The following is a 13,952-nucleotide window of genomic DNA, read 5'->3' on the forward strand; positions in this document are numbered from 1 at the left end:
GACTCAGCGACCGCGAACCGCTTGTTCCAGTTCGGCGAAGCTTGGGCGGTGCTTGGGGTACAGCACTTTGCGCCCGAACTCGACCGCCAGCGAAGGCGGCATGCCCGAGGCCGAGGCCACCAGCGAGGCCTTGATCGATTCGTAGAGGTTCAGCTCTTCCTTGGCATCGTGCTCCAGGCACTTGGCCAACGGGCCGAAGAAGCCGTAGGCCGCCAGAATACCGAAGAAGGTACCCACCAGCGCCGCACCCACATGGAGGCCGATGGAGGCCTGGTCACCATCGCCGAGCGAGGCCATGGTCACCACGATACCCAGTACCGCCGCAACGATACCGAAGCCAGGCATACCGTCGGCGATGCCGGTCACCGCATGGGACGGGTGCTCCAGTTCTTCCTTCATGCTCAGCAGTTCCATGTCGAACAGGCCCTCGAGTTCGTGCGGGGCCATGTTGCCGGTGGACATGATGCGCAGATAGTCGCAGACGAACGCGGTCATGCGCTCATCGGCCAGCACCGTCGGGTACTTGGCGAAGATCGGGCTGGCGGCGGCATCCTCGATATCGGCCTCGATGGCCATCATGCCTTCGCGCCGGCTCTTGTTGAGAATTTCGTACACCAGGCCCAGCACTTCCAGGTAGAAGGCGTGAGTGAAGCGCGAGCCGAACATCTTCATCGACTTCTTGATGACGTGCATGGTCATGTGGCCAGGGTTGGCCTGCAGGAATGCACCAAAGGCCGCACCGCCGATGATCAGTACTTCGAACGGCTGGATCAGTGCCGCGATCTTGCCGTGGGAAAGCACGTATCCGCCGAGCACGCTCGCGAATACGACGATGATGCCGATAATTTTAGCCATAGGTTCAAAGCACTTGCTGTCGTGGTCAGGGGAAGAGACGGGAGCTTTAAAACTCTTCTTCTACTTATCGGCAGAACTGCGCCAGACTATAGCCACTCAATGCGAAAAGCCAGTTCGGACTGATGTCAAAATGCCAATTGAAACCAAGGTGCCCGCTCAGGCTCCACGTACGCTAGAGGCCTGGGTAAAGCTGCTCGAGAGTGTTCGCATCCCCGTGCCGAAGCACAGCTACGACCGGGTCATGGCCGCCATCCACGATAACCGCCGCTCACTGCGCGATATCGCCGAACTGATGCAGGATAGCCCGGCGCTGGTGCTGTCGGTGATGCGCGAAGCCAATCACCCCACCAATGCCAGCCTGGCAGAGCCCGCCGAAAGCCTGGAAGTCGCCCTCAACCGCCTGGGCCTGGAGCGCAGCGAACAGCTGCTCAAGCGCCTGCCAGCAGTGCCCGTCGAAGAGATTCCGCCGGTACTGTGCCAGTTCCAGCTGATCAGCCAGCACGCCTCGCAGCAGGCCAGCGGCCTGTTCGCAAGCCGCCTGGCACGGCTGTGGCAGGAAATCCACTGGGGCAGCCTGTTGTTCCTGTCGCCACTCTGGCCGCTGGCGCTGGCCTACCCCAAGCTGCTCGATACCTGGGAGCTGCAGGTTATCCACAAGGGCGAAGACGCCGCCCATGTCGAGGAAGAACTGTTTGGCGTGCGCATCATGGAGCTGTGCCAGACCATGGCGGAGTACTGGCGCCTGCCACAATGGGTGACCCAGGGTTACCGCCTGCTGCTGGAAGAGCGCGAACAACTGGCCCAGGTGCTCAGTATCGCCCGCGACCCGGACCTGCTCAGCCAGCAACACCGCCTGGACGCCGAGCCTGGCCTGCGCCGCTGGTTCAACCAGCCGGCCAACACCGTGCTGCTGGCAAACAACCTGGCCCTGGCGGCACAAGTGGGCTGGGACAACCCGCACCTGTTGCGCTGGCAGCTGCTGACCGCACTGTACCTGCAGACTTCGCTGGACGACGTGCAGCAGCAGGTGCACCAGCAGGCTGCGGCCAGCGCCCGCCGCCATGCCCAGCATGCCTTGTTCCACCCGGCCGAAGCGCTGATCTGGCCCTGGCACCAGCGCCGTCCGCACCCAGACATGCTGGCTCCGCCACCTCCCACAAGCGACGAACTGGCGCGCTGGCGCAAGCTGTGCCAGGACCTTCTGGCCCAGCCCAGCCCGTTCACCAACAGCGTGCACCTGGCCACGCAGGTTATCGAGGCCCTTCTGGCCTCTGGCATGCAGCGGATACTGCTGCTGAGCCTGGACAAGGCCAACGACCAGCTGCGCGTGCAGCAGATGGCCGGCCTGCCAAAGGAAGCCGGGGGGCTGGTACTGCCGGTGGCGCAGAACAAACTGCTGCAAAAGCTGCTGGCCAAAGCCGGGCAATTGCGTATCACCCCGGAAAACCACAGCCAGTTCTCGGCCCTGCTGCCGGCCCCGCTGCGTGCCTTGTTCCGCAGCGAGCACGTGCTGCTACGCTCGCTGGCGGTGGCGGACCAGGTGCTGATGCTGATGGTGGCTGACCAAGGCTGCCGGCCGCTGGCCGATATCAGCGTGCAAGCCTTCGGCAAGACCGCACAGTGCACCGAACGGGCGCTATCGGTGTTTGCCAACCGCAAGGCCTGAGCCTTGCGCTACAATCGCCCCTCTTTCCACACTGGAGACCGTGGATGACTGACTTTTCCGGCCTGCCCCTGGTGATCGAAGCCGCGGACCTGCTGCCGCGCCTGGATTCGCCACAGCTGATCCTGATCGACCTGAGCAGCGCCAACCGCTATGTCAGCGGGCATATCCCCGGCGCACGCTTTGTCGAAGGCAAGCGTACCCAGCTCGGCCAGCCCCCCGCGCCCGGCCTGCTGCCGGCCCTGGGCGAGCTGGAAAAACTGTTCAGCGAACTCGGCCACCGCGACGATGCCGTGTATGTGGTGTATGACGATGAGGGCGGCGGCTGGGCCGGGCGCTTCATCTGGTTGCTCGACGTGATCGGCCACAAGCGTTACCACTATCTCAATGGCGGCATACAGGCCTGGCCCGCCGACAAGCTCTCCACAGAAGTGCCCGCCAGCGGCAATGCGCCGGTGCGCCTGCGCATCGACAGTTCACCCACCGCCACCCGCGAGTACCTTCAAAGCCGCCTGGGCGCCGACGACCTGGTCATCTGGGACGCCCGTGGCCCGCAGGAATTCAGCGGCGAGAAAGTACTGGCAGCCAAGGGCGGTCACATCCCCGGCGCGATCAACTTCGAGTGGACCGCCGGCATGGACCTCAACGACCACCTGCGCATTCGCCAGGACATCGCCGAAGTCCTGAAGAACCTGGGCATCACCCCCGACAAGGAAGTGATCACCCACTGCCAGACCCACCGCCGCTCCGGTTTCACCTACCTGGTGGCCAAGGCCCTTGGCTACCCGCGCGTCAAGGCCTACGCCGGCTCGTGGAGCGAATGGGGCAACCACCCGGACACGCCTGTAGAAGTCTAAGGAACCTGCATGAAATCCCGTTTGTTCATCATCAGCCAGTACCTGCTGCCGCACCACTTGCTGTCGCGCCTGGCCGGCTGCATAGCCGAGTGCCGCGTGCGCTGGTTCAAGAACGCCTTCACCGCCTGGTTCGCCAAGCGTTACCAGGTCAACATGAGCGAAGCGCTGGTCGAGGACCTGAGCGCCTACGAGCACTTCAATGCATTCTTCACCCGCGCCCTGAAGCCGGGTGCCCGTCCGCTGGACGAGACCCCGGGCGCCATCCTTTGCCCGGCCGATGGTGCCGTCAGCCAGCTTGGCCCGATCGAGCACGGCCGCATCTTCCAGGCCAAGGGCCACGGTTTCAGCGCGCAGGAGCTGCTTGGCGGCGACCCGGCCATGGCCGCGCCGTTCATGGGCGGCGAGTTCGCCACCATCTACCTGTCGCCCAAGGACTACCACCGCGTGCACATGCCGCTGGCCGGTACCCTGCGTGAAATGGTCTACGTGCCGGGCCGCCTGTTCTCGGTCAACCAGACCACCGCAGAGAACGTCCCCGAGCTGTTCGCCCGCAACGAGCGCGTGGTCTGCCTGTTCGATACCGAGCGCGGGCCGATGGCCGTGGTGCTGGTGGGCGCGATGATCGTCGCTTCGATCGAAACCGTGTGGGCCGGGTTGGTGACGCCACCCAAGCGTGAACTGAAGACCTTCCGCTACGACGAAGCCAGCCGCGCGCCGATCCACCTGGAGAAAGGTGCCGAACTAGGCCGCTTCAAGCTGGGGTCGACTGCTATCGTGCTGTTCGGGCCGGAGCAGGTGAAGTGGGCGGAGAAGCTGGGTGCGGGTTCAGCGGTGCGCATGGGGCAGCAGTTGGCGGCGCCTGTGCAGGCTTGATTGCCTGATGGAACCTGGGGCCGCTTTGCGGCCCTTTCGCGACACAAGGCCGCTCCTACAGGAGATAAGCGATTCCCTGTAGGAGCGGCCTTGTGTCGCGATGGGCTGCGAAGCAGCCCCGGATTCTCAAATCAGCCGCGCGCGTCGCGGTCGCGCAGGCCCAGCAGATACAACACTCCATCCAATCCCAGGGTAGAAATCGCCTGCTTGGCCGACTGGCGTACCAGCGGCTTGGCGCGGAACGCCACACCCAGGCCGGCCAGCGACAGCATCGGTAGGTCGTTGGCACCGTCACCCACGGCAATGGTCTGCTCCAGCTGCAAGCCTTCTTCGCTGGCCAGCTTCTGCAGCAGCTCGGCCTTGCGCTGGGCATCAACGATCGGCTCCACAGCCACGCCGGTCACCTTGCCATCGACCACTTCCAGCTCGTTGGCGAACACATAGTCGATGCCCAAACGCGCCTGCACCTGGCGAGCAAAGTAAGTGAAGCCACCGGACAGGATCGCGGTCTTGTAACCCAGGCGCTTGAGCTCGGCAAACAGGTTCTCGGCACCTTCAGTCAGACGCAGCGACGCCCCGATCTCATCCAACACGCCCACATCCAGGCCCTTGAGCAGCGCCATGCGCTCCTTGAAGCTGGCGCGGAAGTCCAGCTCGCCGCGCATGGCGCGCTCGGTGATGGCGGCAACCTGCTCACCCACGCCAGCGGCCTTTGCCAGTTCGTCGATGACCTCGGCTTCGATCAGCGTCGAGTCCATGTCGAAGACCGCCAGGCGACGGTTGCGGCGGAACAGGTCGTCCTTCTGGAAGGCAATGTCGATGCTCAGCTCTTCGGCCAGGGCGAAGAAGTCGGCACGCAGAGCCTCGGCATCGCTCGGCACGCCGCGCACAGAGATCTCGATGGCCGCCTTGCCCTTGTCGGTCTCGACATCCAGCGCTACACGGGCCGACAGGCGCTCGATGCGCTCGATGGTCAGGCCGTACCGGCTGATCACCGCACTCACCCGCTGCAGTTGCTCTGGAGTGATCTTGCGGCTGAGCAAGGTGACGATGTGGCGCGCCTCGCCCTGGCCATCGGCCCAGTGCTGGTAGTCCGCCTCGGAAATCGGCGTGTAGCGGGCCTGCAGGTTCAGTTCGTGGGCCTTGGCCTGCACGCTCTGCAGCAGGGAGGTGGCCACTTCGTTGTCCGGGATATCGACCAGGATGCCGAACGACAAGGTACCGTGCATGACTGCCAGGCCAATGTCGAGGATGCTCACACCGCCCTGCAGCAGGACGCCGGTGATAGCCGCAGTGAGACCGGGACGGTCCTCACCGGTGATGTTGATCAGGACGATTTCGCGCACAACCTGGCTCCGACTTCGATGAAAAATGCGCATTCTACCGATTTTCCGTGACCGTCGGGCGCCAACGATACTTTGCCGACAAAACCCGGCTCGCTATACTGCCCCACACTTTCATGCCATTAAGAGCCGAGCTCAGTGAACCGGCCCACGCCCGTCAAAGCAGACAACTTCTTCCTGATGATCTATCGCGCCCTGAGTCAACGTCGCGTGCCGCTGGCACTACGCATCGCCTGCACCAACATTTTCCTGGTGGCGCTGGCGTTGGTGATCTACGCCTGCGTGATGGGCCTGCAGTTCAAGCAGGCCATGCACGAGCAGGCCGATGCCCTGGGCCAGAGCCTGACCACCCAGACCGCCACCTCGGCGACCGAGTTGCTGGTGGCCAATGACATCCTCAGCCTCAACGTTCTGCTCGGCAACCTGGTGAAAAACCCACTGGTGGCCCATGCGGCGATCTACAGCGTGGACAACCGCATCCTCGCGGAAGCCGGCCAGCGCCCGCGCAACAGCCTGCTGGGCGAGGCCGAAGGCCTGTACCAGACCAAGATCACCTTCCAGGACGTGACCGCCGGGCAACTGCGCATCAGCCTGGACATGAGCCAGTTCCAGCAGCCGATGCTGATCAGTCTGCAGAGCATGGGCATCCTTGCCGCCATCCTGCTGGTGCTGGCGCTGACCCTGAGCCTGCGCCAGGGCCGCTTCATCACCCTGCCGCTGCTGCAACTGCGGGTGTGGCTGCGCGACCCGCAACCCTATACCCCGGCCACCGACCGCCAGGACGAGATCGGCGACATCGCCCGCCAGCTGCACGCGCGCCTGGCCCCGCCGCCGCCACCTGAGCCAGAGCCCGAAGAAGAAGAAGAAGAAGACGAGCAGTTCGACGACCTGCACGACGCTGCCCCGGCAGCCAAGGTCGCACCGCGCGCCAAGCTTGCCGCCCAGGCGGACGAGGATGACGATGAAGCCTTCGCCGGCCTGCTGGACGACGAAAGCGCGCCCAAGGCCGCCGTGGTCGAATCCGACGAGCCGCAGTACAGCGCCGTGCTTGCCGTGCAACTGGGCTCACAGGAGCAGCTGCGTCGCCTGCCGCGCACGCGCCTGACCGAACTGACCGAGCGCTACCGCGATTGCCTGGAGCATGCCGCCTCACTCTACGACGGTAAAACTCACACGCTCAACGACGGCAGCACCCTGGTGCTGTTCCACAGCCGCGACTGCGGCGAGGACTACCTGACCAACGCCATCTGCTGCGGCGAGCTGTTGCGCGCATTGGGCCATGCCCTGCAGATCGAGGTAGCGGACAGCGGCATTACCCTGCAGCTGCAGCTGGGCCTTGCCCTGGGTAACGACCTGCAAGGGCTGGAGCTGGTAGACCTGCTGATGGCCGAAAAGGCCCAGGACGCTCTGGCACTGTCGCAGCACAGTCGCAACTTGTTGCTGGTAGAACGGCAGATCAGTGATGACACGCTGATTCGCCAGCGCGCCCGCATTCGCCCGATTGCCAGCCCCGAGGGTGCCTGCTGCGTGGAGCGCCTGATGGAACCCTACCCGTCGATGCTGGAGCGTCAGCTCGCGCGGATGCACGAACGCCGGGCCTGATACAGCCCCTTGCGGGAGCGGGCGTGCCCGCGAATCAAGCGCCGCGGTGTATGGCACCGGCTGCGCCGGTGTTCGCGGGCATGCCCGCTCCCACAGGTCCCTGCAAAATCAGCGGTGCATGGTTTACAGCAGATACGAAAAAGCCCGCAATGATGCGGGCTTTTTCGTATCTGGCAGTTAGATCAGAACCGGTAGACTTCCATATCGGTTCGAATCGGCGCAGCCATCGGGATCTTGGATTTCTCAGGCGTCTTCTTCACCTGCACCGGAGCAGCCGATTTTTTAGGCGACTCTTCGGCAATCGCCGGCTGGTTAGCCAGAGGCTTGACCGCTGTGCTCAGCTGTTCGGCCAGTTTCTGAAGCAACTGGCCCTGGGCCTGCACCTGCGACGCCTCGCTGCCCGCGTGCGGCTGTTCGAGGTGAACGATGCGGTTGTCACGCACATGGCCACGGCGGTCCAACAGGCGCCACTGGGCATCCAGGACGGCCGGCTGGTCCTTGCCCGAGTCCAGGCGAGTGATCGACAGCAGCACTTGTACATCCGGGTTGAACCCGGCAGCCGCCGGGGCCAGCACCACGCGCTGGCTGTCCAGGCGCCAGGCGAGCTGGCGCACCAGCAGCTGGTCGATATCCGACGAAAGGCTGCCGGCCCAACGACCGTCGGTCGCCGAACTCAGGCTGCCATCGGCCTGACGCTGCAGGAACGTCTCACGTTGCAGGTAATCGGCAACCGATACCGGACCGAGCACCACGGCCATGCCCGCACTCTGCGAAGGCTGGCCAGGATCACCACTGTCGAGCTGGTACAGGGCAACCGGCTGATGCATGGTGCACCCGCCAAGGCCCAGCAGGCCAGTCATCAACAGCGCAAATGGAAGGCGCAGAAATTTCATCATCCCATCCAGGCGGTCGCCAAAAGGCCAACCGCAGTGATACATATAAATTCAAACGGGCACACGGCCACGCCGGCACCGCAAGGGCCATATCATCCGCGAAATAACCGTCCGACTCCAGCATTTCTGCCCGGAACGACGCTGAAATTGCCGCTCCAGACATTTCAACCGCTTACGCCGGCACTTCCACCTGCAACCCATCGACCCGCTGGAACCCGCGTGGCAGCTTGCTGCCGCGCCGTCCGCGCTCGCCCTTGTAATGCTCCAGGTCGTCCGCTTTCAGAGATAGGGTACGCTTGCCGGCTTGCAATACAAGCGTCGCGCCATCTGCTATTACGGCCAGATCGGTAACAAATTCTTCACGGCTCGCCACCCGGTCGCCCGGCACCCCGATAATCTTGTTGCCCTTGCCTTTGCCCAACTGAGGCAGGTCGCTGACCTTGAATACCAGCAGACGGCCTTCGGTGGTAACCGCCGCCAGCCAGTCCTGCTCGCGGTTGGCCACCGGGCGCGGGGTCATGACCTTGGCACCGTTGGGCAGGCTGAGCAAGCCCTTGCCGGCCTTGTTCTTGGCCTGCAGGTCTTCACCCTTGACCACGAAGCCATAGCCGGCGTCCGAAGCCACCACGTACAGTGCATCGTCGTCTGGCAACAGCACACACTCGAAGGTGGCCCCCGGTGGTGGCGTCAGGCGGCCGGTCAGTGGTTCGCCCTGACCACGCGCCGACGGCAGGCTGTGGGCGGCTAGCGAGTAACTGCGGCCAGTAGAATCGATGAGCACGGCAAACTGGTTTGAGCGCCCGGCAGCAGCGGCCTTGAAGCCATCGCCGGCCTTGTACGACAGGCCGGTGGCATCAATGTCGTGACCCTTGGCGCAGCGCACCCAGCCCTTCTCCGAGAGCACCACGGTGACCGGCTCGGTCGGCATCAGCTCGTTTTCCGACAGCGCCTTGGCCTCGGCACGCTCGACGATCGGCGAGCGGCGGTCGTCGCCATAGGTTTCAGCATCCTTGATCAGCTCGCTGCGTACCAGCTTGCGCAGCTTGGCATCGCTGCCCAGCAGGGCGAGCAGCTTGGCCTGCTCCTTCAGCAATTCATCCTGCTCGCCGCGGATCTTCATCTCTTCCAGGCGTGCCAGCTGCCGCAGGCGGGTCTCGAGAATGTAGTCGGCCTGGATTTCGGTCAGGTCGAAACGGGCGATCAGGGCCTGCTTGGGCTGGTCTTCGGTACGGATGATGTGGATAACTTCATCCAGGTTGAGGAACGCGGTCAGCAAACCTTCCAACAGGTGCAGGCGCTTCTCCACCTTGTCCAGGCGGTGCTGCAGGCGGCGACGGACGGTAGCGGTACGGAACTCCAGCCATTCCAGCAGCAGCGCTCGCAGGTTCTTCAGCTGTGGCCGGCCGTCCAGGCCGATGATGTTGACGTTGACCCGGTAGCTGCTCTCCAGGTCGGTCGTGGCAAACAGGTGCTGCATCAGCTCATCGGCATCCACACGGTTGGAGCGCGGGATGATGACGATGCGGCACGGGTTCTCGTGGTCCGACTCGTCACGCAGGTCGGCGACCATAGGCAGCTTCTTGGCCTGCATCTGCGCAGCGATCTGCTCCAGCACCTTGGCCCCGGAGACCTGGTGCGGCAGCGCGGTGACGACGATGTCGCCATCCTCGACGCGGTAGACGGCGCGCATACGGATGGAGCCGCGACCGCTTTCGTACATCTTGAGGATTTCTGCCCGCGGCGTAACGATCTCGGCCTCGGTCGGGTAGTCCGGCCCCTGGATGTGCTCGCACAGCTGCTCGATGGTGGCCTTGGGCTCGTCGAGCAGGCGCACACAGGCAGTGGCCACTTCACGCAGGTTGTGCGGCGGTACGTCAGTGGCCATGCCAACGGCGATACCAGTGGTGCCGTTGAGCAGGATGTTGGGCAGGCGCGCAGGCAGCACGGCCGGCTCCTGCAGGGTGCCGTCGAAGTTGGGCACCCAGTCCACGGTGCCCTGGCCGACTTCGCTGAGCAGCACTTCGGCGTAGCGCGAAAGACGCGCTTCGGTATAACGCATGGCGGCGAACGACTTCGGATCGTCCGGCGCACCCCAGTTGCCCTGGCCGTCGACCAGCGTATAGCGGTAGCTGAACGGCTGGGCCATCAGCACCATGGCCTCGTAGCAGGCCGAGTCGCCGTGGGGGTGGAACTTGCCGAGCACGTCACCGACGGTACGCGCCGACTTCTTGTGCTTGGCATCGGCATCGAGCCCCAACTCGCTCATGGCGTAGACGATGCGTCGCTGCACCGGCTTCAGGCCATCGCCGATGTGCGGCAAGGCGCGGTCCATGATTACGTACATGGAGTAGTTGAGGTAGGCCTGTTCGGTGAAGTCAGCCAGCGAGCGGCGTTCTACGCCATCCAGGCTGAGTTCCAGTGAGTCGCTCATGCGGGCCTCGTCATTTCAGGTTCTGGCGCAGCAGCATGGTGCCGCCGCGCTGGGTAAATTCAAGTTGTTTCAGGGCACTCATGCCCAGCAATACGGCCTGCCCGTCCAGGCCCGGCACCACGATGGCGCGCACGTCCTGCAGGCGGATATCCCCCAGCTGCAGGCTGGTCAGGCGCGTGCGGTAGCCTTCGGTACGGCCGTTGGCGGTACTGAGCTGCACCGGGCTGCCACGCTCCAGGCCCAGCTCGCGGCCCAGCGCCTCGGGGATGGCCACGTCGGTGGCACCTGTGTCGAGCATGAAATGCACCACCTGGCCGTTGATTGCGCCATCCATCACGAAGTGGCCCTGGCCGTTGCCCAGCAGGCGCACCTCGATAAAGCCTTCGCCATGCGTCGACTGCACCTGGGCATTGGGGTTGCGCTGGCTGTCTTCCCATTGGCCGAAAAAACGCGTGGCAAGGAACAGCGCCGCCGCCCAGGCGACGATCATCAATACCTTGCCAGCCCGCTTGCCCGGTGCCTGGCTCATGGCTTGGCGCTCCATCCGCCTTCCGGAGCATCGAAGCGCCAGACGATCGGGCGTGCTTCGCCATCGGCGCGGGCGCCGTTGTTGTTGTCCACGCCTATCCAGGCGCCCTTGGCATCGATCACCAGGGCCTCGGCCAGACCGAACGGCTGCTGGTAGCGACGCGACTCGACCAGGGCATCGGCAGCGAACGACCAGCAGCGCTCGACCATGCCGCTGTCGGTATCCCGACGACAGACGCGGTAGGCATTGCGTTCGAGAGTGAACAGCTTGCCTTCGAACCAGGCCAGGTCGGCGAAGTCGCGCGACAGTGCCTGGGCATTGGGCATCTGTGCCGGCTGCATTTCGACCCCGGCCTCGCTCAGCAACACGCAGCTGCGGCCGCAGGTCCACACCGACTGCTGGCGCTCGATAGCCACCAGGCCACGGCGCTCGCGCTCGGCGGCCAGCCACAGGCGGTCACCCGCCGGGTTGATCGCCAGACCTTCGAACAAGGCGTTGAAGTTCAGCAGCATGCCGCTGGCCCGGGCCTGACGAACCATGGCCGGGTCGATCTTCAACCAGTCCGCCTCGCCTTCCAGCGGCAGTTGCAGCACAGCGGCATGAGCTTCGCTGACCAGGTACAGGTTGCCCGCCTGGTCACAGCTGATGCCTTCGAAATCCAGCTCGCCACCACGAATATACGACGCCGCCCAGTTGCGCGACTTCAAGCCCCACGGCAGGCCACTTTCCGGCACCGCTGGCGGGGTGAAGGTGAGCGGCTGCGCGCGCCAGGTCGGGTTTTGCTGGTCGAAGCGGTAGATGCGGTCGTCGTCGCGGTCGGATACGCCCCACAGCCCGCCCCGGCATTCCACCAGGCCAGACAGGTTGCCACCGCGCATGCCTTCGATCGGGTGCTCGGCGCTCAGCTTCAACTCTGGCCAGTTGCCCGCCAGGCTCGGCAAGGCAACCAGCGCCAGGCAGGCAGCCAGAAGCCGCCGAATCAAACCATGACCTCGGCCAGGTTGCCCTTGGTTTCCAGCCAGCTCTTGCGGTCGCCCGCGCGCTTCTTGGCCAGCAGCTTGTCCATCAGCTCGCAGGTGGCCTGCACGTCGTCCAGGGTCAGTTGCACCAGGCGCCGGGTATTCGGGTCCATGGTGGTCTCGCGCAGCTGTGGCGGGTTCATCTCGCCCAGGCCCTTGAAGCGGGTGACCTGTGGCTTGCCGCGCTTCTTCTCGGCCACCAGGCGATCGAGGATACCGTCACGCTCGGCCTCGTCGAGTGCGTAGTAGATTTCCTTGCCCAGGTCGATGCGGTACAGCGGCGGCATGGCCACGTACACATGCCCGGCCTCGACCAGGGCGCGGAAGTGCTGGACAAACAGTGCGCACAGCAACGTGGCGATGTGCAGGCCGTCGGAGTCGGCGTCGGCGAGGATGCAGATCTTGCCGTAGCGCAGCTGCGCAAGGTCGGTGGCCCCCGGGTCGACGCCAATGGCCACGGCGATGTTGTGCACTTCCTGGCTGGCCAGGACTTCGCCACCGTCCACTTCCCAAGTGTTGAGGATCTTGCCACGCAGCGGCAGGATCGCCTGGAATTCCTTGTCGCGAGCCTGCTTGGCCGAGCCACCGGCCGAGTCACCCTCGACCAGGAACAGTTCGGCGCGCATCGGGTCCTGGCCGGCGCAATCGGCCAGTTTGCCGGGAAGTGCCGGCCCCTGGGTTATGCGCTTGCGCTCGACCTTCTTGCTGGCCTTCAGGCGGCGCCCGGCGTTGCTGATGGCCAGCTCCGCCAGCTGCATGCCCAGCTCGGGGTGGGCGTTGAGCCACAGGCTGAACGCGTCCTTGACCACGCCGGAAACGAAGGCAGCCGCCTCGCGCGACGACAGGCGCTCCTTGGTCTGCCCGGAGAACTGCGGGTCCTGCATCTTCATCGACAGCACGAAGGTGATGCGCTCCCAGACGTCTTCCGGCGCCAGCTTCACGCCGCGCGGCAGCAAGTTGCGGAACTCGCAGAATTCACGCATGGCATCCAGCAGGCCCTGGCGCAGGCCGTTGACATGGGTGCCGCCTTGGGCGGTAGGGATCAGGTTGACGTAGCTCTCCTGGATGCTGTCGCCGCCTTCTGGCAGCCACAGCAAGGCCCAGTCCACCGCTTCCTTGTTACCGGCCAGGCTGCCGCAGAACGGCTCGTCGGGCAGGCGCTGGAACTCATTGACGGAATCGACCAGGTAGGAACGCAGGCCATCCTCATAGTGCCATTCGACTTTCTCGCCGCTGGCCTTGTCCTCGAAGCTGACCAGCAGGCCCGGGCACAGCACGGCCTTGGCCTTGAGCACGTGCTTGAGGCGGCTGATGGAGAACTTCGGCGAATCGAAGTACTTGGGGTCGGGGCTGAAGTACACGCTGGTGCCGGTGTTGCGCTTGCCGACCGAGCCGACCACTTCCAACTCGCTGGCCTTGAAGCCATCGGCGAAAGTCATCTGGTATTCGTTGCCGTCACGTTTGACGCGCACGCGCACCTGGGTCGACAGGGCGTTGACCACAGAGATGCCCACGCCGTGAAGGCCACCGGAGAACTGATAGTTCTTGTTGGAGAACTTGCCGCCGGCGTGCAGCTTGGTGAGGATCAGCTCGACCCCGGACACCCCCTCTTCCGGGTGGATGTCCACCGGCATGCCGCGGCCATCGTCGCTGACTTCCAGCGAGTGGTCGGCATGGAGGATGACCTGTACCGAACGGGCATGACCGGCCAGGGCTTCGTCGACACTGTTGTCGATGACTTCCTGGGCCAGGTGGTTGGGGCGGCTGGTATCGGTGTACATGCCCGGCCGCTTGCGGACCGGGTCAAGGCCCGAGAGGACTTCGATGGCGTCTGCGTTATAGGCGCTAGCGCTGGGAGTGGCCATAGGGTCTCGTCGTCAGTCTGGT

Annotated in this window: 11 protein-coding genes; 4 read left to right on the forward strand and 7 right to left on the reverse strand. The window is 64.5% G+C overall.

What is annotated here, in order from left to right:
- Positions 1-3 precede the first annotated feature (3 nt).
- Positions 4-855, reverse strand: coding sequence for a flagellar motor stator protein MotA (motA, locus tag AC2T3R_RS23630; protein WP_015272014.1), 852 nt, complete (start codon positions 853-855; stop codon positions 4-6).
- A gap of 130 nt (positions 856-985) precedes the next feature.
- Between motA and AC2T3R_RS23635 the strand changes: the two genes are divergently transcribed.
- The 3 genes from AC2T3R_RS23635 to asd are packed head-to-tail and all read left to right on the forward strand — an operon-like array spanning position 986 to position 4,248.
- A complete protein-coding gene (locus AC2T3R_RS23635) occupies positions 986-2,521 on the forward strand; it encodes an HDOD domain-containing protein (RefSeq protein WP_410952250.1) in 1,536 nt (511 codons plus the stop codon).
- Between the two features lie 44 nt (positions 2,522-2,565).
- A complete protein-coding gene (locus tag AC2T3R_RS23640; RefSeq protein WP_410952249.1) occupies positions 2,566-3,375 on the forward strand; it encodes a rhodanese-like domain-containing protein in 810 nt (269 codons plus the stop codon).
- Positions 3,376-3,384: 9 nt separating this feature from the next.
- Positions 3,385-4,248 (forward strand): archaetidylserine decarboxylase, encoded by an 864-nt coding sequence (gene asd / locus AC2T3R_RS23645; protein WP_410952248.1) that lies wholly within the window; start codon positions 3,385-3,387, stop codon positions 4,246-4,248.
- A gap of 131 nt (positions 4,249-4,379) precedes the next feature.
- Here asd and serB read toward each other — a convergent pair whose 3' ends face one another.
- Positions 4,380-5,594: a phosphoserine phosphatase SerB gene (gene serB / locus AC2T3R_RS23650; RefSeq protein WP_410952247.1), complete on the reverse strand. Its 1,215-nt coding sequence runs from the start codon at positions 5,592-5,594 to the stop codon at positions 4,380-4,382.
- 135 nt (positions 5,595-5,729) lie between these two features.
- Here serB and AC2T3R_RS23655 point away from each other — a divergent pair, with 135 nt between their 5' ends.
- Positions 5,730-7,193 (forward strand): histidine kinase, encoded by a 1,464-nt coding sequence (locus AC2T3R_RS23655; RefSeq protein WP_410952246.1) that lies wholly within the window; start codon positions 5,730-5,732, stop codon positions 7,191-7,193.
- 182 nt (positions 7,194-7,375) lie between these two features.
- Here AC2T3R_RS23655 and AC2T3R_RS23660 read toward each other — a convergent pair whose 3' ends face one another.
- From AC2T3R_RS23660 to parE, 5 genes are all read right to left on the reverse strand, one after another.
- On the reverse strand, positions 7,376-8,086 hold the full coding sequence (locus AC2T3R_RS23660) for a PqiC family protein (RefSeq protein WP_031324184.1): 711 nt from the start codon (positions 8,084-8,086) through the stop codon (positions 7,376-7,378).
- A 172-nt stretch (positions 8,087-8,258) separates the two neighbouring features.
- A complete protein-coding gene (gene parC, locus AC2T3R_RS23665) occupies positions 8,259-10,517 on the reverse strand; it encodes a DNA topoisomerase IV subunit A (protein ID WP_023660490.1) in 2,259 nt (752 codons plus the stop codon).
- Positions 10,518-10,527: 10 nt separating this feature from the next.
- Complete coding sequence (locus tag AC2T3R_RS23670; protein ID WP_486744341.1) at positions 10,528-11,046, reverse strand: retropepsin-like aspartic protease family protein; 519 nt, start codon at positions 11,044-11,046, stop codon at positions 10,528-10,530.
- A complete protein-coding gene (locus AC2T3R_RS23675) occupies positions 11,043-12,029 on the reverse strand; it encodes an esterase-like activity of phytase family protein (protein WP_013974455.1) in 987 nt (328 codons plus the stop codon). The genes AC2T3R_RS23670 and AC2T3R_RS23675 overlap by 4 nt, the downstream gene beginning before the upstream one ends.
- A complete protein-coding gene (gene parE / locus AC2T3R_RS23680) occupies positions 12,026-13,930 on the reverse strand; it encodes a DNA topoisomerase IV subunit B (RefSeq protein WP_015272020.1) in 1,905 nt (634 codons plus the stop codon). The genes AC2T3R_RS23675 and parE overlap by 4 nt, the downstream gene beginning before the upstream one ends.
- Between the last annotated feature and the right edge of the window lie 22 nt (positions 13,931-13,952).

Source organism: Pseudomonas sp. PVC-5-1, from assembly GCF_057444345.1.